Below are 21,694 nucleotides of genomic sequence, written 5' to 3'. Positions count from 1 at the left end.
CGGCGCCACCCCCTCGAGCACCACGACGACCGTTCGGAGGTCGCGATCCAGTACCCGCGGCGACCGCCACGAGACCTGGACCGCAGGGACCCCTCAGCTCGTCGCGCCACCCACCCGCGCCTGGGCCCACCGGGCGAGGGGCTCGAGCAGTGCGGCGGCCTCGTCGCCGGCGGGCGTCAGGGAGTACTCCACGTACGGCGGCACGACCGGGCGCGCCTCGCGCCGCACCAGCCCGTCGGCCTCGAGGGTCTGCAGCGTCTGGATCAGCATCTTCTCGCTGACGCCGGCGATCTCCCTCTTGAGCCCGCTCCAGCGCAGGGTGCGGTCGGTGAGCACGAGCAGCACCAGCAGGCCCCACTTGCTGGTGACGTGCTCGACGAGCAGCCGCATCTGCGGGCACGCGGTGTCGAGGGTGCTGAGGGCCGGCGGCGAGGTCGTCACGGACGGGAACTTACCTCGAGGTGGGTACCCCACTTCGAAGTCGGTACCCCACCACGGGAAGGGTGGGCGGCCGCGGCCGGTTGGGCTCCTCGACGGCCGCGACCTGCGCGGCGTACGACGAGGAGTGGATGAACATGGCGATCGTGGTGACGGCGGCGAGCGGACAGCTCGGGCGGCTCGTGGTGGAGGCCCTGCTGCAGCGGGGCGTGGCGGCGGACGAGGTGCTGGCGACCGCGCGTGACACCGCGAGGCTGGCCGACCTGGCCGAGCGCGGTGTGCGGACGGCACGGCTCGACTACGACGACGTGGACGCCTCGGTGCTCTCCGCCGGCGACGTGCTGCTGCTCGTCTCCTCCAGCGCGGTGGGCCGGCGCACGCAGCAGCACCGCAACGTGGTCGAGGCCGCGCGCGCCGCCGGCGTGGCCCGGGTCGCGTACACGAGCGCCCCGGCCGCCGACACCTCGCCGCTCGTCGTGGCGCCCGAGCACAAGGAGACCGAGGAGCTGCTGCGCGCCTCGGGCCTGCCCGTGACGCTCCTGCGCAACGGGTGGTACACGGAGAACTACCAGCCCGCGTTCGCCCAGGCCCGCGCCACGGGACGCATCGCCGCGGCCGCCGGTGACGGCCGGGTCGCGAGCGTCGAGCGCGCCGAGCTGGCCGAGGCCGCCGCCGTCGTGCTGACCACCGAGGGCCACGAGGGCGCGGTGCTCGAGCTCGTCGGCCAGGAGGCGTGGAGCCACGCCGAGCTCGCCGCCGCGTTCGCCGAGGTGCTCGGCACCGAGGTCGCGTACGACGCGCTCCCCGCCGACGAGTACCGCCAGGTGCTGCTCGGCGCCGGCCTCGACGAGGGCACGGTCGGCTTCCTGCTCGCCGCCGACGCGAACATCGCCGACGGCGTGCTCGCCCCCACCGGCGACGACCTCGCCCGCGTGCTGGGCCGCGCGCCGCGCACCCTGCGCCAGACGGTCGCCACCTGGGCCTGACGGGCACGTGCGCCGCGGGTCGGGGGTGCACCCCGATCCGCGGCGCGGTCGCCGATGAGTCCTGGATGTCGGCGGGGTCTGCCACCGTGGCCCCGACGAGAGAGGACCGCGATGACCGACATGATCCGCGCTCACGGACTGGTGAAGCGCTACGGCGAGGTGGAGGCCCTCAAGGGGCTCGACCTCGCGGTGCCCGAGGGCACCGTGCTGGGGCTCCTGGGCCCCAACGGGGCGGGGAAGACGACCGCCGTCCGCATCCTGGCGACCCTGCTGGAGCCCGACGGCGGCTCGGCGGAGGTGGCGGGCGTCGACGTCGCCGCCGACCCCGACGGGGTGCGGCGACGCATCGGCCTGTCGGGGCAGTACGCGGCCGTCGACGAGCACCTCACGGGGTTCGAGAACCTCGAGATGGTCGGCCGGCTCTACGGCCTGGGCCGCGCGCGCTCCCGGGAGCGCGCCCGCGAGCTGCTGGAGCGGTTCTCGCTCGCGGAGGCCGGCGACCGTCCCTCGAAGACCTACTCGGGCGGCATGCGCCGGCGCCTCGACCTGGCCGGCGCACTCGTGGCCGCGCCCCCGGTCCTCATCCTCGACGAGCCGACGACGGGGCTCGACCCGCGCAGCCGCCAGGAGATGTGGACGGTCATCCGCGAGCTCGTGTCGGGCGGCTCGACCCTGCTGCTGACGACGCAGTACCTGGAGGAGGCCGACCGGCTCGCCGACGACATCGTCGTCATCGACCACGGGCGCGCCATCGCCCGCGGCACCGCCGACGAGCTCAAGGCGCAGACCGGCGGGGAGCGCATCGAGGCGGTCCTGCGCGACGGCGCCGACCTCGAGGCCGCGCGACGGGTGCTCGCCGCCGAGGCGGTCGCCGAGGTGCAGGTCGACGCGGGCGGCCGCACCCTCACGGCGCCGGTGACCTCCGGCGTACCGGCGCTGCGCCGCGCGCTGGAGGCCCTCGAGCGGGAGGGCGTCGAGCTGCTCGACGTCGGCCTGCGCCGGCCCACCCTCGACGACGTCTTCCTCACCCTCACCGGCCGGGCCGCCGAGCCCGGTGCCGACGAGGCCGGCACCGCCGCCCGTCCCGTCCCGACCGCGGAGGAGAACCGATGAGCACCCTGGCCCGCACCGCCAGCGACGGCTGGGTGGTCACGAAGCGCAACCTCATCAAGATCAAGCGGGTGCCCGAGGTGCTCGTCTTCGTCCTGGTCAGCCCGATCATGTTCGTGCTGCTCTTCGCCTTCGTCTTCGAGGGCGCCATCGGCTCCGAGGGCGGCGTCGGCTACCGCGAGTTCCTCATCGGCGGCATCTTCGCCCAGACCGTGGTGTTCGGCGCGACCTTCACCGGCGCCGGGCTGGCGGAGGACATGCAGAAGGGCATCATCGACCGGTTCCGGTCGCTGCCGATGTCCCCGTCGGCGGTGCTGGTGGGCCGCACGACCTCCGACGTGGTCTACAACGTGCTGTCGCTGATCATCATGGCGATCACCGGCCTGCTCATCGGGTGGCGCATCCGCGAGGGCGTGGTCGACGCGGCCCTCGGGTTCGGCCTGCTGCTGCTCTTCGCCTACGCGATCAGCTGGGTGATGGCCTACGTGGGCCTGCTGGTGCCGAGCGTGGAGGTCATCAACAACGCCTCGTTCATCGTCATCATGCCGCTGACGTTCGTGTCGAACGCGTTCGTGCCGCTCGACAGCTTCAGCGGCGTGCTGCGCACGCTGGTGGAGTGGAACCCGGTGTCGACGCTGACGCAGGCGACGCGCGAGCTGTTCGGCAACGTGGACCGCTCGCTGCCCGCGCCCGACGCGTGGTCGATGCAGCACCCGGCGCTCTACACGCTCATCTGGGTCGTCATCATCCTCGTCGTGTTCGTGCCGCTCTCGGTGCGGCAGTACCGGCGCACGACGCGCCGCTGACAGGCTGGGCGGCATGAGCGCCCACGAGCCCGACGACCGCACGATGCGCGAGCGCATGCTCGCAGGTGACCCCTACCTCGCCGACGACCCCGAGCTGGTGGCCGGCGTGGTCCGCGCGCAGCGACTGCAGGAGGCCTACAACGCGACGGGCATCGACGACCGCGAGCGCCGGCGCGAGCTGCTCGCCGAGCTGCTGGGCTCGGTCGGCGAGGACGTGGCCATCCGCCCGCCCCTCTACGTCGACTACGGCACGCAGATCAGCGTCGGCAGCCGGGTGTTCGCCAACTACGGGCTCGTCGCGCTCGACGTCGCGGCGATCACCATCGGCGACGACACCCAGATCGGGCCGAACGTGCAGCTGCTGACGCCCACCCACCCGGTCGCGCCCGGGCCGCGGCGCGACAAGTGGGAGGGCGGCAGCGCCATCACCATCGGGTCGAACGTCTGGCTCGGCGGCGGGGTCGTCGTGTGCCCCGGCGTGACGATCGGGGACGACACGGTCGTCGGCGCCGGTGCCGTCGTCACCCGCGACCTGCCGGCGGGCGTGGTCGCCGTGGGCAACCCGGCGCGCGTCGTACGACGGGTGGACGACCCCGCGTGAGCAGCACCGGGTCCGGTACGGCGGGGGCCGCGGCGCCGCCGTACCGGCCCGACCCGGGGCCGCCGGCCCTGCCGCTGCGCACGGAGCGGCTGCTGCTGCGCCCCCACCGCGACGACGACGTCGCGGCGCTGGGCTACTACGGCGACCCGGACGTCACCCGCTACCTGCTGCAGCACCCCCTGGGCGAGGCGGAGCTGGCCGCGATGGTCGGGCGCCGCGCCGCCTGCCTCCACCCCCGTGCGCCGGGGGAGACGCTGCCGCTCGTGGTCGAGCACGACGGCGTGGTGGTGGGCGACGTGGTGCTCAAGGTGGTCGACACCTGGCGCGGGGTCGGCGAGGTCGGCTGGGTGCTCGACCCGCGGCACGCCGGCCGCGGCTACGCCACCGAGGCGGCCGCGGCGCTGGTCGACCTGGCGTTCGGCCACTACGGCATGCACCGCGTCGAGGCGCGCCTCGACGCCCGCAACGCGGCGTCGGCCCGGGTGTGCGCCCGGCTGGACATGCGCCTCGAGGCGCACCTGCGCCGCGACTGGTGGATGCGGGGCGAGTGGACCGACACCCAGGTGCACGCCGTGCTCGTCGAGGAGTGGCGTGCCGGCACCCGGACCCGTACGGGCGAGCGCGTTTGGAACGGCGACGGACCGGAACACTGACCCGTCATGAGCGACCGGATGCAGGTGGCGGCCGACCACATCGGTGCGTTCCACGCCTACATGAACGAGATCTCCGCCCAGCTGACGGAGATCGACAGCTACGTGTGGGAGCACGTGGCGCTGACCGACGCGTTCGGCGACGGTCTCCTCGCCCCCCTCAAGGACCACATCCGCAAGTACGCCTGTCTCCCGTTCGGCGACGCCCTCTCGAAGGGGCGCACCAGCATGGGGCTGGCGCGCTACGGCCTGTGGGACACGGGCAGCGAGTACGACAAGGTGGACGGCGAGGTGTCGGAGTACTTCGCCGAGACCGCGTCGTTCCAGGACGAGTGAGGTGGGACGGCCGTGGTGACCTACACCGTGCCCCAGGAGATGTCATCGGTGCTGACCCCGCCCGTCGAGGGCGAGGTCGAGCTCGAGATCGACCGTGACGACGCCCGCTTCGACACGCTCAACGACGCGATCGAGAAGTGCACGACCTTCTACTCCGAGGCGCAGAGCATCGTCGGGAAGGTCGGGCTGCCCTTCCCCGGCCCCGAGGTGCAGCCGACGAACGCCGTCGAGCTGTTCGTGCAGCCCTTCTCCGGCGACTGGAACAAGATCCTCGCCTGCGGCGACGCCGTGAAGAAGGCCGGTGACGGGTTGATCGCGGCCGGCACCAACCTGGGGTTCGGCACCACGGAGCTCTTCCTGCACTGGGAGGGGCAGGCGGCGACGGCGTTCAGCACCCACATGGCCGCGCACGCGGCGGTCTACGCCGGGGCCGGCGCAGTCGTCCGCCAGGGCCAGATCGTCTTCGAGGGGATCTCGGAGGTCGCGCAGTTCATCGCCGGCCTCGTGGTCGAGCTCATCGACACCGCGTTGGACATCGCGGTGTGGCTCATCGAGAAGATCGCGCGCTACGGACGACCGTGGATCGGCTGGGTGCAGCTCGGCTGGGACGTCATCCAGGACGGCTGGGACGCGATCCAGGACATCATCGACACCATGTGGTCGCTCGTCGACACCATCAAGGCGGTCTTCGACCTGCACGAGGCCGTGACGGCCTGGGTGGACACGATCCCGGCGGCGCTCGAGGTGTTCAGCGGCCTCGTCGCGGTCTTCCAGGAAATCCCCGCCATCGTCGAGACCCCGGTGCTGACGGCGGCTCAGATCCGCAACGGCCTCAACGACCTGGGCGAGGAGTCCGCCCAGGTCCGGGAGGACCGGGAGAAGGCGGAGAAGGACATCGCCGACGCCGAGCAGCGGCTCGCCGACCTCGAGCAGGGCATCGAGAAGCCCGAGGTGCCCGAGGGCATCGAGAACGTCGAGGTCCCGGAGGTGGAGGAATGACGGAGGACGTCGACGCCCTGCTGGCGCGGCTGCGGTCCGACCGGGCGAACCCCCTGGGGGCGCTCGAGGACATCCGGCACCGCACCCGCTCGCTCCGGGCGGAGTTCGGGCGACGGGTGCGCGAGGACGCCGACGGACTGCCGCCCGGCATCGTCGCGGCGCTGGTCGCGGCGTCCGGGCCGGACTCCTCCCTGGCCTGTCAGCGGGTCCGCCGTCAGGTCGACGAGGGTCTCCTCACGTGGACGGACCTGTACGCCGACCCCGAGGGCACGGCAGGGCCCGAGGGCCGCGAGCTGGTACGGCGCGCCCTCCGCAGCGGGCCGTTCCCGCGCGACGTGCCCGACGCGCCCATCCCCGAGCCGGGGGACCCGCCACCGCCACGCCGCGACACCGCGGGCTGACGGGGTCGGTGCGCTCCGGGGCGCTCAGCCCGCCCAGACGACCGGGGCACCCGTGCGGAACGCGTACGCGCTGCCGGCCGGGGCCCACGTCGCGTCGACCTGCGCGTCGGGGTCGGACACGGCGGTCACGCACATCTCGAGCACGGTGCCCGGCGCCGTGTCCTCGTCGAGGTCCAGCGGCCCGCACCCGAGGGCGTCGGCGTCGGCCGAGGACGTCTTGCCCAGCGGGCCGCCGTCCACCGCGCCGTTGAGGTCGACGGTGGGCTGCAGCGGCCCGGCGTCCGGGGCCAGCTCGACGACGGTGAGGGTCGCCCGGAGCACGTGCACCGCCTGGCCCTCGTCCACCTCGGTCCCCGCCAGGTCGTCGGCCGGGACGGGCTCGATGCCGGTGACCACGACCTCGGCGACCCCGACCTGCGTGCCGCCGCGCGGCGAGACCAGCGGGACGGTCGCCGCCTCGCCGACGAGCAGGCGGCTCCCCGGGGTGGTCAGCCCGTCGGCCGTGGCGCTGCTGGTGGAGGCCGTGGCCGTCGGCTCGCCCGAGGTGGTCCCGCTGCTCGACGAGGCGGTGGACGACGAGGCGGTGGCCGAGGAGTCGTCCCGGGGCTCCTCGTCGGCCCCGCAGGCCGTGAGGGTCGCGAGCAGCAGGAGGGCGGCGACGCCGCCGGTGGTCCGCATGGCTCGAGGCTAGACGACCCGGGTAGGGCCGGGAAGCGACCTTCGTCGCTCCCGCCGGCCCGGTGCGCGGACCTAGCGTCACCGTCGTGGACCTCGTGACCCTCGGCCTGCTCGCCGGCCTCGCCCTCGTCGACAGCACCAGCATCGGCACCCTCGTGCTGCCCCTCGTGCTGCTCACGGCCCCGCGCGTCGACGTGCGCCGCTACCTGGTCTACCTCGGCACCGTCGGCGGCTTCTACGCGCTCGTCGGCATCGGCCTGGTGCTCGGCGCGGACGCCGCGGTGCGGCTGCTCGCCGGTGTCGGCGAGCTCACCTGGCTGCGGTGGGTCGAGCTCGTCGTCGGCGGGGCGCTGCTGGCCGCGGGCCTGGTGGGCGACCTCGTGCTCGCGCGGGTGCGCCGGTGGCGCGCGCCGCGGGGTGCTGCCGCGCAGGCCGGGGCCGGGACGGGCGAGCCGGCGGCGACGCCCCGCCGTACCGCGTCGTGGCGGGCCCGGCTCGTGGGGCCGGGGGCGTCGTACCGGGTCGTCGTGGGCGTCGGGCTGGCGGCCGCGCTGGTCGAGGTGGCGAGCATGCTGCCGTTCCTGGGGGCCGTCGGCATCATCACGGCCGCCGACCTGCCGCTGGCGGCGTCGGCGGGAGTGGTGGTGGCCTACGCGCTGGTCATGGTGGCGCCGGCCGTGCTGCTGCTCGCCGGGCGTCTCGCCCTGGGCGGCCGGGTCGAGGCGCCGCTCGCCCGGTTCTCGGGCTGGCTGGAGCGGGTGACCTCCGGCGCGTCGTGGTGGGTGTTCGCCATCGTGGGCCTGCTCATGGTCGGCGATGCCTCGCGCGCCCTGGAGCTCGGGTGAGCCCCGGCCGACGCCTCGGGGCTGGACCGGGGTGGAACCGGGGCGCTCGAGACGCCCCACGACACCCACCTGTCTGGGAGGCTGTGACCGTGCGCGGCGCGACGAAGCGGATCCTGGTCGAGGTCACCGGTTGGACCCTGGTGGTCGCCGGCATCGCGGCCCTCGTGCTGCCCGGCCCCGGGCTCCTCATGCTGTTCGGCGGCCTCGCGGTGCTCTCGCAGCAGTACGAGTGGGCCGAGCGCCGCCTGGCGCCGGTCGAGCGAGCCGCGATGCGCGCCGCCGCCGAGGGCGTCGAGACCATCCCGCGCATCGTGCTCTCCTGCCTCGGCGCGCTGTGGCTCGTCGGGCTGGGCGTGCTGTGGATCGTGGGCCCGCCGGCCCCCTCGTGGTGGCCGGTGCGTGACAGCTGGTGGCTGATCGGGGGGATCGGCACGGGCATCACGCTCATCGCGTCGGCCGCGATCGCCGCCGGGCTCATCGTCTACAGCATCCGGCGCTTCCGCGGGCCGGGCTCCGAGCGGGCGCGGGCCGCGGTCGACGCGCCGGGCGACCCGGTCGAACCGGACCGGCGCACCGCCCCCGTCGACCCGAGCGGCCCCGCGGGGCGCTGAGCGGGCCCGGCAGGCCCGGCAGGCCCGGCAGGACCGGCGACGCTCACCCGGGCGCGAGGTCGCCGAGGTAGCCCAGGCTCATCGCCACCACCTCGTCGAGCAGCTCGTCGCGGGTCAGCGGCGGGTCGGGGTCGAGCACGAACCGCACGGTGAGGTACTCGGTGCTCAGCACGACCATCCAGGCCAGCCGCACCGCGCGGCCCGCCTGCTCGGGCGGGAGCCGCACGGCGAGGTACGCCGTCAGCACGTCCCGCACGCGCCGCTCGAGGGCGTCGCGGTTCGCCCGGTGCCGCGCGCCCGGGAGGTCCTCCCACACCACGTGGAGCAGGCTCGTGTCGCGCTCCAGCGCGGTGAGCAGCGCGTCGGCCGTCGAGCGCACCATCGCGGGCCCCTGCAGGCCGAGGCGGTCGAGGAGCGCCCGGGCGACGTCCTCCGACACCTGGTCGACCCACCGCTCGGCGACGACGTCCACGAGCGCCGCCTTGTCGGGGAAGTACTGGTAGAGCGACCCCGGGCTCACGTCGGCGCGCGCCGCGACCCGGTTGGTGGTGAACGCGTCGTACCCCTCGGTGGTGAGCACCTCGCGAGCCGCGTCCACGATCCGCTCGACCATGGCCCGTGAACGCTGCTGGCGGGGCTGTCGTCGCAGGCCAGCGGGGGTGGGCGCCGGACGGTCGGGGCGGCGGGCCGGGCTCATGACGCGAATTGTATGCGAGTAAATGCTCGCGTCAGGGTGGGTGCATGAGTGCACAGGTCGATCGGTCCCCCGGTACGCCGTCCCTCACCGCCCGCGAGGAGGCGCCGGCGCCGCCCGTCCCGCCCGCGCCGCCCGCGCGGTTCCGCTCCGCGCCGGAGCGGTCGCGCCGCCTGGGCCGCACGCTCCGCCTCGTCGCACGGGTGCGCGAGCCCGACGAGGAGCTCCTGGCGCGCATCGGGGCGGCGCTGCGGCAGCAGGACGAGGTCGGTGCCCGGCTCGCCGCGGCGATGCGTCTCCCCGCGGGCGACCCCCGGCGGGTCACGATGCGGGCCTTCCGCACGGCGCTGGCCGACGGGGTGGACGCCGTGCCCGCCGCCCCGCCGGCGCTGCGCGCCTTCTTCGACCACGTCACGGCGACCCCCGACTGGGTGGACCCCGACCTCGTCGAGGAGGGCGCGGCGACCTACCTGCGCTTCGGCCAGAACGCCGCCGACGTGCTGCTGCAGCTGTCGCTCATCGGCGGCTACCGCTTCGGCGGCCCGCCCGACCTGCTCGTCGCGACCGGGGGGCTGACCGGCGACAGCACCCGGCGCCGCCTCGCCGAGACGCAGACGTGGACCGCGAGCCTGAGCAAGCCGCTGGCGCTGCGGCGGGACGCCGACGGCCGGTGGGGCGAGGGCTGGCGCGCCACGGTCCACGTGCGCGCCATGCACGCGCTGGTCAACGCCTCGTTCGCCGACTCCTGGGACGTCGAGCGCTGGGGGCTGCCGATCAACCAGGCCGACCAGGCCGGCACGCTCGGCCTCTTCGACGGCGTCGTGCTGCTCGGGGTGCGGGCCCTCGGCGTACCGGTCAGCGCCCGCGAGTCCCGGGCCGTCATGCACCTGTGGAAGTACGTCGGCTGGCTCATGGGCGTGGACGAGCAGTGGCTCGTGGACGACGAGCGCGAGCGGCACCGGCTGAACTACCACGTGCTCCTCGCGCAGGGCGACGTCACGCCGGCGGGCAGCCGGCTCTCGCGCGACATCGTCACGATGCTCGGCGGCATGGAGCACGGCCGGTGGAAGCAGGAGCGCACGCTCAGCATGCTGACGGCGTTCCTCGGCCGCGAGTCGATGCGGGACCTCGGGCTGGGCGCGCGCCCGCCGTGGGCGCACCTCTACCTGCTGGGGCTCAACACGTGGCGCTACCGCGTCGACCGGCGCCTGCCCGGCGGCCGGGCGCGCCTGGACCGGTGGTCGGCCGCCGTGCTGGACCGCACGATGGCCGACTACTTCGGCACCGACGCGCCCGCCGTGGGCGAGCTGCGGGTGTGAGTGGGGATTCCCCGCCTAGGCGGGGAATCATGTGCTCTGCGGCCAATGCCTGGGTCGTAGAGCACAGGGACAGGTCGCAGAGCTCAGGCGCCGGGCTCCTGGCCCGAGGAGATGTTGAACATCCAGGCGATCCCGAACGGGTCGGTCACCTGGCCGAACCAGTCGCCCCACATCTGCTTCTCCAGGGGTACGTCGACCGTCCCCGCCGCGGCGAACGCGTCGTACCAGCCCCGCACGAGGGCCTCGTCCTCGACGTCGCCGTTGAGGGCGACCGCGAAGTCGTTGCCGTGCACGATCTCCTCGGCCGGCGGGCCGTCGGAGGCCATGAGGCGGAAGCCCTGCTCGGTGAGCAGGAACGAGTGCATGACGCCCTCGGGCGGCGGCACCGGGCCGGTCTCGCCCATGTCGCCGAACGTCATGACGTCGAGCCGGCCGCCCAGCACCGACCGGTAGAACTCCATCGCCTCGCGGGTGTTGCCGCCGAACACCAGGTACGTGTTCATGTGCGTCGTCATCGCCGTGCTCCTTCGTCGGGGCGCGACCGCCGTCGGGCCGCGTCGCTGCTCCGACCCGGGGCGGGCCCGGTTCTCATCGGTGCGGCGGCTCCCGTCGTACGACGGAGGTCGGGCGGGGTGTCGGCGCGCTGTGGGAGCGTGGCGCCATGGCACGTCCCGACGTCCCCCCGGCGATGCTGGAGCGGTTGCGGCGCATCCTGGGCGCCCTCCCCGAGTGCGAGGAGGAGGCGGCCTGGACGGGCGTCCGCTGGCGCGTCGGGAAGGCGACCGTTGCCCACGTCTTCGGCGGCGAGGACCAGCTGTTCCGCGTCACGTTCCGCGCCGAGCCCGCCGAGGTGATGGCGTTCGGCCACCTCGGGGACCCGTACTTCGTGCTCGGCTGGTCCGGCGACGGCGCCGGCATGCTGCTCGACGACACCACCGACTGGACGGAGGTGGCCGAGCTGCTCACCGACTCCTACTGCATCCAGGCGCCGGCGCGCCTCGCCGACCTGGTCGAGCGGCCGGACGCGGGCTGAGGCGGGTTGGGGCGGGCTGGGGCGGGGAGCCCTCAGACGCCCTGGGGCACGGCGGCGCGGCGGGCGTCGACGAGCTGGCGCGTGAGGCGGGGGTGCACCTGCGGGCGCACCTCGGTGGCGAGGGCGGCCGCGGCGGCGCCGGTCGCGACGGCCTCGCGCAGGGGGCGGCCCACGACGAGGTCGGCGAGGGTGCCGCCGACGAGCGCGTCGCCCGCGCCCTCGACGTCGAGGACGGCGGAGGGCACGGCGGGCAGCACGGTGACGCCGTCGGCGTCCGCGACGACCTGGCCGTCGGCGCCCAGCGTCAGCACGACCGAGCGGACGCCGGCGTCGAGCAGGGCCAGCGCGGCGTCGTGGGCGGTCTCGCCCGGCGGGCGGCGGCGGTCCACGAGGAGCGTCCGGGCCTCGTCGAGGTTGGTGAAGAGCACGTCGACGGCGCCGAGGTCGGCCGGCACGCGGGCGGCGCGGGCCACGGAGACGGTGTCGACGGCGAGGCGCAGGTCCCGGGTGCGGCGGGTCGAGGCCAGCCGGGTGTGGGTGGCGTCCGGGAGCGTCGCGTCGGCGAAGATCCACGCGCCGGGCTCGACCCGCGACAGCGGCTCGGCGAGGCGCTCGGGCGTCATCTCGTCGAGCACGCCGGTGTCGGAGACACCGAGGACGAGCTCGTCGCCCGGGCCGCGGACGGTGCTCGACGTCGCGGTGGTGCGGCCCGCGATGGGGCGCACCGCCCAGGTGTCGACGCCGATCCGGTCGAGGTCGTCGAGCAGGGCGCGGCCGGGCACGTCGTCCCCGACGACGGAGACGAGCGCGGCGCGCACCCCGAGCCGGGTGAGGTTCTCGGCCACGTTGCGGGCGACCCCGCCGTACGCGGTGCCGCCGGTGGCGGGGTGGGACTTCCCGAGGACGACGGGACCGGTCACGCGGTAGGAGCGGTTGAGCACCGCACCGCCGACACAGGTCACGTAGGGGTTGTAACGCACCCGTCGACAGTACGACTTCTGCGCGACATCGGGCAGTTCCGTGCGAGGGATCACACGGGGTCTCACCCGTCCGTGCGAGGTGGGGGCGAGGTGGGCGCGGCTGGCAGGATGGCAGGCATGTTGCGGTTCGTCGGTGCGGGTGCCAGCCACGTGGGACTCGTGCGCGACCACAACGAGGACGCGGCGTACTCCTCGCCCTACCTCGCCCTGGTCGCGGACGGTGTCGGGGGCGCGGCGGCCGGTGAGGTCGCCTCGGCCACGGCCGCCTGGGTGGTGGCCGCCACGGCCCGCTCGCACCCCGACGACGACCCGGCCGTGGTGCTCGGCGAGGCCATCCGCACCGTGGTGCTCGACCTGCACCGCGGCGTCGCCGCCGACCCCGACCGCACCGGCATGGCCACCACGCTGACGGCCGTCGCGACCGACGGCCACCGCGTCGTGCTCGCCCACATCGGCGACTCGCGGGCCTACCTGATGCGCGCCGGCCAGCTCGTGCGCGTCTCCCACGACCACACGTTCGTGCAGGCCCTCGTCGACGCCGGCGACATCTCGGCGGAGGCGGTGCGCACCCACCCGATGCGCAACGTCGTCATGCGCTCCCTGCACGCGGGCTCGGGCACCGAGGCCGAGGTGCAGCCCGACATCGCCGTCCTCGACGCCCGGCCCGGCGACCGGCTGCTGCTGTGCAGCGACGGCCTCACCGACATGGTGGAGGACGCGGCGCTCACCCCCCTGCTGGGTACGGCGGACCCCGCCGCCGCGGCCGACGCCCTCGTCCAGGCCGCGCTGGACGGCGGGGGCCGGGACAACGTGACGGTGCTCGTGCTCGACGTGGTCGACGACCCCGACGCCGTGCGGCTCTCGGCCGACGGGGAGCTGCACGGGGCGATCCGCGACCCGCGCAACGTCGTCGACCCGGGCGACCAGCAGCACCCCTGACTCCCCCCGAGCGCCGGGGCGCCGGGGCGGTCCCGAACGTCAGGCGGTGACGGCCTGCCGCAGCTGCTCGCCGCCGGTGGCCCGCTCGACGAACGCCGCGGCGTTCTCCAGGGCCTCGCGGCCCTCGGGCACGAAGCCGGCGGCGGCCTGGAACACGTGGACCTGCTTGTCCCACACCTCGAGCTCGACCTGCACCCCCGCGGCGGCGAGGGTCTCCGCGAGCCGCACGCCGTCGGCGTACAAGCACTCGGCGGAGCTGACCTGCACCAACACCGGCGGCAGGCCGCGGCGCGGCGCGTGGGTGGGCGACTCGATGGGGTCCTCGCCCCGGCCGCGGCGCTGGTTGACGCGGGCCGCCAGCTGTTGGAAGCGGCCGATCGCGGCGCGGGGGAAGAGGGTGCAGCCCGGGTAGGTCACGTCCTCGGAGGGGACGAAGTCCACCAGCGGCGACAGCGCGACGACGGCGGCGGGCGCCGGCAGGCCGGCGCGCTGGATCGCGATGGCGAGCATGACGGAGAGGAACCCGCCGGCGGAGTCGCCCATCAGCACCGTGCGGGCGGGGTCGGCGCCGTGGTCGAGGGCGTACCGGTAGCCGTCGACGGCGTCCTCGAGCGCGTCGGCGACGGTGTGGCGGGGCAGCTTGCGGTACTCCGGCGCGATGATCGTGGCGCCCGTGCGGTGCGCGACGCGGCTCAGCAGCTGGCGGTGCAGGTGGTTGCCGCCGACGAGGAACGCGCCGCCGTGGAGGTAGACGATCGTCTGCCCGCTCGTGGCCGCGGCGTCCGTCGTGACCCGCGTGCCGGGGCAGTGGGGCAGCCGGATCCGCTCGAAGGTCGTGCCCGGCAGCGGCCGCAGCAGCCGGCCGAGGTGGTCGACGGCGTGGTAGGGCCAGGGCAGGTGGGGCGCGAGGGTCCAGACGCCGATGAGCGGGCGCACCGTGGCGCGCAGCCACAGGTCGAGCGCCGCGCTGCGGGCCCCGCCGCCGCCGTGGTCCCGCCGGACGAGCGAGGTGTCGGCGCGTGCGGCGCGCGCCGAGGCGACCGAGGTCACCGACGCCAGGGCGCCCTCGTCCTCGAGCCCCGCCAGGGGGTCGGACGCCGCCGATGCTGCGGCGACGGACTCCGCCGCCTTCCTCGTCCTGCGCATCGCGGACCTCCTCGTCGCGCCCCGGCTGAGCGATCGGTCGCTCGGACCGCCCATTGTGCTCCCCGTCACAACACCACGGGGGACATCGGCCGGCGCGGCCCGGAGCTGAGGACCGTCCGGTACCCGCCGGGCGCCGGCTCAGAGCACGAAGCCGAAGAGGGGGCTGTCGGGGTCCACCTTCGTCACGCGCAGGTTGGAGACCTCCATGCGCTCGCGCAGCGCCTCGAGCTCGCCGGGGTCGCCGAGCTCGACGCCGACGAGGGCGGGCCCGGTCTCGCGGTTGTTGCGCTTCGTGTATTCGAACAGCGTGATGTCGTCGTCGGGGCCGAGCACCTCGTCGAGGAAGCGGCGCAGCGCGCCGGGCTCCTGCGGGAACTCGACGAGGAAGTAGTGCTTGCGGCCCTCGTGCACCAGCGCCCGCTCGACCACGTCGGCGTAGCGCGAGACGTCGTTGTTGCCGCCGGAGACCACGCAGACGACGGTGCTGCCCGGCGCGGGCGCGTCGGCGCCCTCGACCATGCGCAGCGCGGCGCTCGCGAGCGCGCCCGCGGGCTCCGCGATGATCCCCTCGGACTGGTAGAGGTCGAGCATCTCGACGCACACGAGGCCCTCGGGCACGGCGAGGGTCGCCAGCTCGACGGTACGGCGGGCCGCGGCCACCGCGGCGTGCGTCACCGCCCCGATGCGCCGCACCGCGGCGCCGTCCACGAACGGGTCCACGTGGGGCAGGTCGACGGGGCCGCCCGCCTCGAGCGCGGCGGCCAGGGAGGCGGCGCCCGCGGGCTCCGCGGCCAGGACGCGCACGCCCGGCGCCCGCTCGGTCAGGTACGTCGTGGTGCCCGCCAGCAGCCCGGCCCCGCCCACCGGCACGACGACCGCGGCCGGCGCGAGGCCCGCGGCGGCGGCCTGGGCGACGATCTCGGCGGCCACCGTGCCCTGCCCCGCCACCGTGCCGGGGTGGTCGAAGGCCGGCACGACGGTGGCGCCCGAGGCGTCGGCGAACTCGGCGCAGGCGGAGGCGGCGTCGTCGTAGGCCTCGCCCGCGATGACGACCTCGACGTGCGGGCCGCCGAGCGTGGCGACCCGGTCGCGCTTCTGCCGCGGCGTGGTGCGCGGCAGGAAGATCGTGGCGTCCACCCCGGCCCGGGCGCAGGCGTAGGCGACGCCCTGCGCGTGGTTGCCGGCGCTCGCGCAGGTCACGCCGCGCTCCCGCGCCGCCGCGTCGAGGCCCGCGATCACCGTGTAGGCCCCGCGCACCTTGTAGGACCGGACGGCCGTGAGGTCCTCCCGCTTGAGCCACACGTCGTACCCGGTCAGGGCGGAGAGCCGCGGGCTGTGCTGCAGGGGCGTCGGCGGGATCACCGGGGCGAGCAGGGCGGCCGCACGGTCGACGTCGGCCGCGCTCGGCAGCCCCGGGCGCGCGTGGTCGGGGAGCGAGGTGGTCACCGGGTCAGCGTAGGGCGGTGGTCGCCGGTCCCTACGATGGCTCCCGTGTGGGACCCGCTGCAGCTCGCCGTCGTCGTGGCCTCGCTGGTCGTCGCGGCGCTCGCCGGGTTCTACGTCTGGCGCGACCGCCGCCCCGACCCCCTCCTCGGTCTCCCGCTGTGGGTCGTCGAGCTGCTGCTGGTCGTGCAGCTCGTCGTCGGCCTCGTGCAGACCTTCCGCGGCGTGCCCGACGGGGTGAGCGTCGCGACCTTCGTCGGCTACCTCCTCGGGCTCGTGGCGATGATCCCGGTCGGCATCTGGTGGGCGCGCGGCGAGCCGAGCCGCGCCGGCACCGGTGTGCTGCTCGTCGTGCTCCTCGTCATCCCCGTGCTCGTCGTGCGCCTCGAGCAGATCTGGGACCCGGTCGGTGCCTGAGGCCACGCCCCGCCCCGGGGAGACGCCCGCCGAGGCCGCGTCCCGCCGTACCTCCGGGGGCTGGGGACGGGTGCTCGTCGCCGTGTACGCCGTGCTCGCGCTCGCCGCGACCGGCCGCTCGTCCGTCCAGCTCGTCACCCACGCCGCCGACGCGCCCGTGCCCTACGGGCTGTCGGCGCTCGCGGCACTGGTGTACGTCGCCGCCACCCTCGGCCTCGCCCGCCCGGCGCCGGTGTGGCGCCGGGTCGCGTGGGTCGCGGTGCTCGTCGAGCTCGTCGGGGTGCTCGCCGTCGGCACGGTCAGCGTCGTGCACGGCGACTGGTTCCCCGACGACACCGTGTGGTCGCGGTTCGGGTCGGGCTACGGCTACCTGCCGCTGGTGCTGCCCTTCCTCGGGCTCGCCTGGCTGCTGCGCACCCGCCCCTCGACCTGATCCGTGGTAGCAGCGCCACGGATCCCCTGGCGCTGCCACCACGAACCGGCGGCCCGGACCGGGGCTCAGGCGCGCAGCCGCGACCAGAGCGCGCCCGCGCCGAGCAGCAGCACGCCCGCGACGGCGAGGGGCAGGAGCGGGTCGACGCGGCGACCGTCCTCCTCCGGACCCGCCTCGGCGGCGGCCGGGGAGGCGAGGCCCAGCGAGCCCTCCGGGTCCTCGGCACCCGGAACCACGCGGGAGTCGGGGGCGGCCTGGAGCAGCGGGGGCACGCCCAGCGGCACCGTCGTGGCGGGGACGCCGCCCGGGAGGCCCGCCGCGAGACCGCCCGGCAGCCCGGCCAGGCCCGGCGTCGGCGGCAGCGCCGGGGTCGACGAGCGCGGACCGAGGCCGGCGCGGGTGACCGGGTCGGCGTACGCCGTCCGCGGACCCACCGTGATGACCAGCTCCTGCAGGCGGCTCGGGTCGCCCGCCACGACGCTCACGGCGGTGGCGGGACCGTCGGCCGAGACCCGGTACGCCGTGCCCCCCGCCGCCGTGCAGGCCGTGCCGGCCGGGAGGAGGGCGGGTGCGCCGGCGCGCCCGGCGACGACCGAGCGGCCCGGGGCGACCGCGACGTGTCCCGACCACACGGGGGCGCTGCCGCGCCGGCACGTGACGTCGACCGTCGCGTCGTCGGCGAGGGCGGCGTCGCCGCGCACGACCAGGCGACCGGCCGAGAAGCCGGACACGAGCTCGAGGACGGTGTGGCCGTCGCGGGTGGCCGTGCGCAGCGTGACCGCGCCGGCCGCGCCCCGGTCGGCGCCCGCCGCGTCGGTGTCGGCGCCGCTGCACAGGGCACCCACCGGCAGCGGCGCGGTGACCTCGCCGGCCCGGCCGTGCCGCAGGTCCATCTCGACGGGGAAGCCGGGCAGCGTCGCGCCCCGCCACGTGCAGGACACCTCCACCCGGCTGGCCGGCGGGGCCATCGGCGCGCCGACCCCGGCGACGCGCTTGACCACGAGCAGGCGGGCGAGGTCGAAGCGGGTGGCCACGAGGAGGCTGCCGGCGGGCGTCTCGGGCGTGACCCGGGTGCCGGCGGCGGGCTGGACGGCGACCGCCGTGGCGCCCTGGTCCTGGGTCACGCCGGCCGTGCAGACCGAGCCGAAGGGCACCGGGAGGTCCGCGGTCCCCTCGCCGTCGGCGAGCTGCACCGTGCGCGGGAAGCCGTGCACCGCGACGCCACCGCGCACGCAGTCGACCTGGATGGCCGTGGGCCCGGAGCCGAAGAGGTCGACGCCGTCGCCGTCCGCCTCGTGGGTGATCGCGAGCGTGCCGGACGGCACGTTCACCTCGGCGCACACGCCCGCGCCCTCGGGGCACGGGTCGGGCAGGATCGCGCCGTCGAGCTCGAAGCGGCTCAGCAGGGTGCCGGCCGCGTAGGCGTCGGGCGCGGCCACCAGCTCGACGACCTTCGTCTCGTACGGCGCGAGCTCGAGCGCCGGCCACGTCACCTCGCCGCCCGAGGCGGGGGCGGGCGCGGGCTCGTCCGGCGTGCCGGGGTCGACCGGCTCCTCCGGCGTGCCGGGCTCGGCGGGCTCGTCGGCGGGCTCGTCGGCGTCGAGCGTGGGCAGGAACGGCCGCTCCCCGGCGCCCAGGAGACCCGTCTGGAGCCCGTCGGCGAGCTGGCCGACGGCGTCGAGCAGCAGCTGCACGACGCCCCCGAGGGTGGCGCTGAGGAACTGCAGGCCGACGGGCAGGCGCCCGACGGGGGCGTTCGTCGTGAGGGGCGACGGCCCCGGGTTGCTGACGGACAGGCGGTAGGTCACGGCCTCGCCCGCCCCGGCGTACGCGCGGTCCGCGGACAGCTCGACGACGGGGGGCAGGTGGTCGGCGTACCGCGTCGTGCCCACCTTCTGGCTCTCGCGGGCGGGCAGGCCGGACCCGGTCCAGGCGTTGCGGGCCGTGGCAGCGACGGTGTTCCACGCGACGGCGCCGGGCTCGAGGCCCTCGGGGACCGCCACGGTGAAGGTGAGGTCGAAGCCCTCGCCGATCGCGTAGGTCTCGCGGGAGGTCACGCGCAGGCCGCGCACCTGGCGGGCCGGGGCGGTCTCGCGCCACGTGGCGCAGCCGTCGGCCATCGGGCTGCCGAGGTCGGAGTGGCACACGTCGGTGCCGGTCGCGTACTGCACCTGCAGGCCCGGGGGCGCGTCCTCGATGCGCACGAAGCGGGTGCCGAACCCGCTGCCCCGCGGCGTGCCGACCGCGGCGCCGGCGAGCAGCTCGTCGCCGGGGGTGGGGAGCACGTCGTACAGCACCACGTCCTTGAGCGGCACGTCGGCGGTGTTGCGCCAGCGGATCGTGTACGTCGCCTCGCCGCGCTGGGCGCTGACGAGCCCGAGGGCGGGGGCGGCCTTGTCGCCGGTGTCGCGGTCGCCGCGCACGACGGTGTCGACGGAGAAGGAGGCGGCGCCGTCGCCGACCTCGACGCGCAGCGGGGCGGTCGCGCCGCAGCCGGCGGCGGGGACGTCGAGCCCGCTGACGTGGGGGGCCACGACGCCCGCGCGGGCGCCGGGGGTCTGGGCGCAGAGGTCGGCGACGGTGCCGCCCGGCAGCAGCAGGCGCGCCTCGTTGACGTGCAGGCCGGGGCGCGTCGTGGCCACCGGCAGGCGGGCGGCCAGGTCGAGGCGGGCGCCGCCGGCGCTCGTCCACGGGGCGAGCTCGGCGGCCGGCAGGGTGAGGGTCACGAGCGTGCGGCCGCTGCCGCCGACGTTGGCCGCGACGCGCAGCGGCAGGTCGAGCGACGCGGTGCGCTGCACCTGGCCACCGTCGGCGCCGCGGTGGGTGACGTCGACGGTGACGGGCACGGTCGCGGGCACCGCGCCGTCCCAGCGGGTGCCGACCGGGAGGCGGTCGGCGAGCACGAGGTCGCCCCCGGGAGCCCCGGGCAGCAGCGCGCGGCCGGTGAGGGCGAGCGTCGTGGTGCCCCCGACCTCCTCGACGACGTCGTCGGCGAACGAGGTCGCGACGCCGAGCTGCGGCCGGCCGGCGACGGCCAGCTGCGCGTCGCGCGGGGTCAGCGCGGTCGACCAGTCGCCGTGGTGGGCGCGGCCGCTGGTGCGGGCGACGAGGACGTCGCCGGCGGCCACCTCGGCGTCGGCGTACCCGTAGACCGCCCAGTGCATCCGGAACGACTCCGCGCCCCGGGTGCGGGGGAACTCGACCGCCCGCACGTGGCCGACCGCGCTGCGGGGGATGGCGAACGCGGCCCACTGGCCGCCGTCGGCCAGGCCGGGGGAGGCGCCGGTGCGGTGCAGCGCGACGCGGGAGCCGTCGGTCAGCAGCGCCTGCGCGCGGTACGTCGCGGGCAGCGCCGGGCCGTGGTCGCCGTCCGCGTCGTTGTCGACCCACACGGCGGCGGTGGTGGCGTGGAACGCGGGCGCGCAGGCGCCCTCGCGGGGCTCGTGGCGGGTGCCGCCCGTCAGGCACGGCAGCTGCTCGCTGAGCGCGACCTGGTAGCCCGAGCCGCCCTCCACGTTGTTGTACGACGCCTTGAACCCGGCCTGGGCGAGCCCCGTCGCCTCGTTCGGCTGGTACTGCGCCAGGGTGCTGCCCGGCTGGGCCGGGAGCGTGCCGAGCCAGTCACCGGCGTACGTCGCCTGCGAGCGGTCCTCGGTGGAGCCAGCGTCGGCGGTGCTGGTGCGGACCTGGCCGAACGCGCCCGCGAACAGGCCGCCCGGGCTGGCCTCGGGGCGGGTGCGCACCGTGACCTGGGTGGTGGTGCGGACCACCTGGCCCGTCACGACCGGGGTGGACCCGCCCGTGCTGGGGCGGGCGCGGAGCACGAGCGGCAGCTGGGTGCCGTCGACCTGGTCGGCGGCGATGCGGGCGACGACGGCGCCGCGGACCGGGGTCGTCGCGCCGCGCTCGGTGCAGCTGGGGGGCAGGTGGGCGGCGTCGGCCACCCACGTGACGGTGCGGTCGTCGCGGCGCGTGGCGCCCGGCTCGGTGCGGACGAGCTCGAGGCCCGGCGCGAGCTCGGCGGCGACCTCGAGGCGGCCGGGGAAGACGTTGCCGGCCTCGGGCTGCAGGCACGCGACCTCGACCTCGAAGCGCACCTCGTCGCCCGGCTTGCGCCACACGTTGCCCGCGGTGACCGCCCGCGCGACGAGCGACGTGCGCGCCTCGACGCTGCTGCGGGTCGTCGGGGTGTAGCCGCCGGGGGCGCCCCGCACCGCGGCGTTGGTGCTCGTCGCCGTCGGGGTCAGCGACCAGCCGGTGCCGTCGGCGAGCACGTCGTTGGGCGGGGTGACGGTGAACGGGACGGTGACCGAGGTGCCGGCGGGCAGGGGGCCGGCGACGGTCGCGACGAGCGCCTCGCCCTCGACGGCGGTCGTGACCTGCACGCCCGCCGGGGCGCCGGCCTCGCCGGGCACCACGTCGTACGACGCCGCGTCGCCCAGCGGGAGCCGTGCGACGACGCCCTCGCAGGGGGTGTCCGCGCGCGAGCACGCGACCCGCACCTCGTAGCCGAACGGCGTGCCGGAGGGGGCCTGCGGCGCGGTGGTCGCCCGGATGCCCACCTCGAGGCCGGTCGTGGCCTGGGCGGGTGCGCCGAGCGCGACCATGCCCAGCAGGACGAGCAGGAGGGCGGACCCGGTCCGGGTGACCGGGTGCAGGCGTGAGGACCTGACCACGTGCGTGACTCCCCCGAGTGGGTCACGGCCACGACGCCGCGCCGCGCCCCGGTCAGGGCCGGCGGCGGGCCCGAGTCCGCGACGGAGCTGGATGGTGTGGGCCCGAAGTTACTCCCGCCGGACCGTCGCGTCAGCCCCTGCGAGGTGTCGGCC

General features: G+C 76.0%; 23 protein-coding genes. 15 read left to right on the top strand and 8 right to left on the bottom strand.

Annotated elements, in window-relative coordinates; genetic code table 11:
- Nucleotides 1–93: 93 nt before the first annotated feature.
- Complete coding sequence (locus ACOACO_RS02335) at nucleotides 94–441, bottom strand: winged helix-turn-helix transcriptional regulator (RefSeq protein ID WP_420294651.1); 348 nt, start codon at nucleotides 439–441, stop codon at nucleotides 94–96.
- A gap of 62 nt (nucleotides 442–503) precedes the next feature.
- Between ACOACO_RS02335 and ACOACO_RS02330 the strand changes: the two genes are divergently transcribed.
- The 8 genes from ACOACO_RS02330 (at nucleotide 504) to ACOACO_RS02295 (ending at nucleotide 6,327) form a co-directional block, all read left to right on the top strand.
- The gene (locus ACOACO_RS02330; protein ID WP_420294650.1) at nucleotides 504–1,424 is read left to right on the top strand and encodes an NmrA family NAD(P)-binding protein; all 921 of its coding nucleotides are present in this window, start codon (nucleotides 504–506) and stop codon (nucleotides 1,422–1,424) included.
- A gap of 111 nt (nucleotides 1,425–1,535) precedes the next feature.
- Nucleotides 1,536–2,537 carry an ATP-binding cassette domain-containing protein gene (locus tag ACOACO_RS02325; protein WP_420294649.1) on the top strand — a complete coding sequence of 334 codons (1,002 nt, stop codon included), beginning with the start codon at nucleotides 1,536–1,538 and terminating at the stop codon, nucleotides 2,535–2,537.
- Complete coding sequence (locus ACOACO_RS02320; protein WP_420294648.1) at nucleotides 2,534–3,340, top strand: ABC transporter permease; 807 nt, start codon at nucleotides 2,534–2,536, stop codon at nucleotides 3,338–3,340. The genes ACOACO_RS02325 and ACOACO_RS02320 overlap by 4 nt, the downstream gene beginning before the upstream one ends.
- Before the next feature lie 13 nt (nucleotides 3,341–3,353).
- Nucleotides 3,354–3,941, top strand: a complete 588-nt coding sequence (locus tag ACOACO_RS02315; RefSeq protein WP_420294647.1) for a sugar O-acetyltransferase — start codon at nucleotides 3,354–3,356, stop codon at nucleotides 3,939–3,941.
- The gene (locus tag ACOACO_RS02310; RefSeq protein WP_420294646.1) at nucleotides 3,938–4,594 is read left to right on the top strand and encodes a GNAT family N-acetyltransferase; all 657 of its coding nucleotides are present in this window, start codon (nucleotides 3,938–3,940) and stop codon (nucleotides 4,592–4,594) included. The genes ACOACO_RS02315 and ACOACO_RS02310 overlap by 4 nt, the downstream gene beginning before the upstream one ends.
- A gap of 6 nt (nucleotides 4,595–4,600) precedes the next feature.
- The gene (locus ACOACO_RS02305; RefSeq protein WP_420294645.1) at nucleotides 4,601–4,927 is read left to right on the top strand and encodes a hypothetical protein; all 327 of its coding nucleotides are present in this window, start codon (nucleotides 4,601–4,603) and stop codon (nucleotides 4,925–4,927) included.
- Nucleotides 4,928–4,939: 12 nt separating this feature from the next.
- On the top strand, nucleotides 4,940–5,926 hold the full coding sequence (locus ACOACO_RS02300; RefSeq protein ID WP_420294644.1) for a hypothetical protein: 987 nt from the start codon (nucleotides 4,940–4,942) through the stop codon (nucleotides 5,924–5,926).
- Complete coding sequence (locus tag ACOACO_RS02295) at nucleotides 5,923–6,327, top strand: hypothetical protein (protein ID WP_420294643.1); 405 nt, start codon at nucleotides 5,923–5,925, stop codon at nucleotides 6,325–6,327. The genes ACOACO_RS02300 and ACOACO_RS02295 overlap by 4 nt, the downstream gene beginning before the upstream one ends.
- Before the next feature lie 24 nt (nucleotides 6,328–6,351).
- On the opposite strand, the gene ACOACO_RS02290 is transcribed toward ACOACO_RS02295, so the two are convergent.
- Nucleotides 6,352–7,005: a hypothetical protein gene (locus tag ACOACO_RS02290; RefSeq protein ID WP_420294642.1), complete on the bottom strand. Its 654-nt coding sequence runs from the start codon at nucleotides 7,003–7,005 to the stop codon at nucleotides 6,352–6,354.
- Nucleotides 7,006–7,091: 86 nt separating this feature from the next.
- On the opposite strand from ACOACO_RS02290, the gene ACOACO_RS02285 reads away from it, so the two are divergent.
- Together ACOACO_RS02285 and ACOACO_RS02280 are read left to right on the top strand one after the other, a co-directional pair.
- Nucleotides 7,092–7,850: a GAP family protein gene (locus ACOACO_RS02285; protein ID WP_420294641.1), complete on the top strand. Its 759-nt coding sequence runs from the start codon at nucleotides 7,092–7,094 to the stop codon at nucleotides 7,848–7,850.
- Nucleotides 7,851–7,939: 89 nt separating this feature from the next.
- Entirely contained in the window at nucleotides 7,940–8,461 is a 522-nt protein-coding gene (locus ACOACO_RS02280) for a PGPGW domain-containing protein (protein WP_420294640.1), read from the top strand.
- A gap of 43 nt (nucleotides 8,462–8,504) precedes the next feature.
- On the opposite strand, the gene ACOACO_RS02275 is transcribed toward ACOACO_RS02280, so the two are convergent.
- Nucleotides 8,505–9,158, bottom strand: a complete 654-nt coding sequence (locus ACOACO_RS02275; RefSeq protein WP_420294639.1) for a TetR/AcrR family transcriptional regulator — start codon at nucleotides 9,156–9,158, stop codon at nucleotides 8,505–8,507.
- A gap of 44 nt (nucleotides 9,159–9,202) precedes the next feature.
- On the opposite strand from ACOACO_RS02275, the gene ACOACO_RS02270 reads away from it, so the two are divergent.
- On the top strand, nucleotides 9,203–10,474 hold the full coding sequence (locus ACOACO_RS02270) for an oxygenase MpaB family protein (RefSeq protein ID WP_420294638.1): 1,272 nt from the start codon (nucleotides 9,203–9,205) through the stop codon (nucleotides 10,472–10,474).
- 83 nt (nucleotides 10,475–10,557) lie between these two features.
- On the opposite strand, the gene ACOACO_RS02265 is transcribed toward ACOACO_RS02270, so the two are convergent.
- Entirely contained in the window at nucleotides 10,558–10,989 is a 432-nt protein-coding gene (locus ACOACO_RS02265; protein WP_420294637.1) for a VOC family protein, read from the bottom strand.
- Between the two features lie 146 nt (nucleotides 10,990–11,135).
- Between ACOACO_RS02265 and ACOACO_RS02260 the strand changes: the two genes are divergently transcribed.
- Nucleotides 11,136–11,507, top strand: coding sequence for an MmcQ/YjbR family DNA-binding protein (locus ACOACO_RS02260; protein ID WP_420294636.1), 372 nt, complete (start codon nucleotides 11,136–11,138; stop codon nucleotides 11,505–11,507).
- Between the two features lie 32 nt (nucleotides 11,508–11,539).
- Here ACOACO_RS02260 and ACOACO_RS02255 read toward each other — a convergent pair whose 3' ends face one another.
- Complete coding sequence (locus ACOACO_RS02255) at nucleotides 11,540–12,487, bottom strand: PfkB family carbohydrate kinase (RefSeq protein ID WP_420294635.1); 948 nt, start codon at nucleotides 12,485–12,487, stop codon at nucleotides 11,540–11,542.
- Nucleotides 12,488–12,604: 117 nt separating this feature from the next.
- Here ACOACO_RS02255 and ACOACO_RS02250 point away from each other — a divergent pair, with 117 nt between their 5' ends.
- Nucleotides 12,605–13,426 carry a PP2C family protein-serine/threonine phosphatase gene (locus ACOACO_RS02250; RefSeq protein WP_420294634.1) on the top strand — a complete coding sequence of 274 codons (822 nt, stop codon included), beginning with the start codon at nucleotides 12,605–12,607 and terminating at the stop codon, nucleotides 13,424–13,426.
- 39 nt (nucleotides 13,427–13,465) lie between these two features.
- Here the strand turns inward: ACOACO_RS02250 and ACOACO_RS02245 are convergent, their stop codons facing one another.
- Complete coding sequence (locus ACOACO_RS02245; RefSeq protein WP_420294633.1) at nucleotides 13,466–14,572, bottom strand: alpha/beta hydrolase; 1,107 nt, start codon at nucleotides 14,570–14,572, stop codon at nucleotides 13,466–13,468.
- 138 nt (nucleotides 14,573–14,710) lie between these two features.
- Nucleotides 14,711–16,018, bottom strand: a complete 1,308-nt coding sequence (gene ilvA / locus ACOACO_RS02240) for a threonine ammonia-lyase IlvA (protein ID WP_420294632.1) — start codon at nucleotides 16,016–16,018, stop codon at nucleotides 14,711–14,713.
- 45 nt (nucleotides 16,019–16,063) lie between these two features.
- On the opposite strand from ilvA, the gene ACOACO_RS02235 reads away from it, so the two are divergent.
- A complete protein-coding gene (locus ACOACO_RS02235) occupies nucleotides 16,064–16,432 on the top strand; it encodes a hypothetical protein (RefSeq protein WP_420294631.1) in 369 nt (122 codons plus the stop codon).
- Nucleotides 16,425–16,865, top strand: coding sequence for a hypothetical protein (locus tag ACOACO_RS02230; RefSeq protein ID WP_420294630.1), 441 nt, complete (start codon nucleotides 16,425–16,427; stop codon nucleotides 16,863–16,865). Before ACOACO_RS02235 ends, ACOACO_RS02230 begins: the two co-directional genes overlap by 8 nt.
- A gap of 65 nt (nucleotides 16,866–16,930) precedes the next feature.
- On the opposite strand, the gene ACOACO_RS02225 is transcribed toward ACOACO_RS02230, so the two are convergent.
- Nucleotides 16,931–21,541 (bottom strand): hypothetical protein, encoded by a 4,611-nt coding sequence (locus ACOACO_RS02225; protein WP_420294629.1) that lies wholly within the window; start codon nucleotides 21,539–21,541, stop codon nucleotides 16,931–16,933.
- Nucleotides 21,542–21,694: the final 153 nt, after the last annotated feature.

It is taken from the genome of Nocardioides sp. CPCC 205120, from assembly GCF_048654585.1.
In the GTDB taxonomy this organism is placed as follows: Bacteria; Actinomycetota; Actinomycetes; order Propionibacteriales; family Nocardioidaceae; genus Nocardioides.
Note: the sequence above shows the minus strand (reverse complement) of the source record. Positions and strands in the feature narration are given on the sequence as shown.

What these genes read in the sequence shown, in the direction of transcription:
- ACOACO_RS02325 (WP_420294649.1), top strand. Translation starts at nt 1,536, where the DNA reads ATGACCGACATGATCCGCGCTCACGGACTGGTGAAGCGCTACGGCGAG.
- ACOACO_RS02320 (WP_420294648.1), top strand. Translation starts at nt 2,534, where the DNA reads ATGAGCACCCTGGCCCGCACCGCCAGCGACGGCTGGGTGGTCACGAAG.
- ACOACO_RS02315 (WP_420294647.1), top strand. Translation starts at nt 3,354, where the DNA reads ATGAGCGCCCACGAGCCCGACGACCGCACGATGCGCGAGCGCATGCTC.
- ACOACO_RS02305 (WP_420294645.1), top strand. Translation starts at nt 4,601, where the DNA reads ATGAGCGACCGGATGCAGGTGGCGGCCGACCACATCGGTGCGTTCCAC.
- ACOACO_RS02295 (WP_420294643.1), top strand. Translation starts at nt 5,923, where the DNA reads ATGACGGAGGACGTCGACGCCCTGCTGGCGCGGCTGCGGTCCGACCGG.
- ACOACO_RS02290 (WP_420294642.1), bottom strand. Translation starts at nt 7,005, where the DNA reads ATGCGGACCACCGGCGGCGTCGCCGCCCTCCTGCTGCTCGCGACCCTC.
- ACOACO_RS02275 (WP_420294639.1), bottom strand. Translation starts at nt 9,158, where the DNA reads ATGAGCCCGGCCCGCCGCCCCGACCGTCCGGCGCCCACCCCCGCTGGC.
- ACOACO_RS02270 (WP_420294638.1), top strand. Translation starts at nt 9,203, where the DNA reads ATGAGTGCACAGGTCGATCGGTCCCCCGGTACGCCGTCCCTCACCGCC.
- ACOACO_RS02265 (WP_420294637.1), bottom strand. Translation starts at nt 10,989, where the DNA reads ATGACGACGCACATGAACACGTACCTGGTGTTCGGCGGCAACACCCGC.
- ACOACO_RS02260 (WP_420294636.1), top strand. Translation starts at nt 11,136, where the DNA reads ATGGCACGTCCCGACGTCCCCCCGGCGATGCTGGAGCGGTTGCGGCGC.
- ACOACO_RS02250 (WP_420294634.1), top strand. Translation starts at nt 12,605, where the DNA reads ATGTTGCGGTTCGTCGGTGCGGGTGCCAGCCACGTGGGACTCGTGCGC.
- ACOACO_RS02245 (WP_420294633.1), bottom strand. Translation starts at nt 14,572, where the DNA reads ATGCGCAGGACGAGGAAGGCGGCGGAGTCCGTCGCCGCAGCATCGGCG.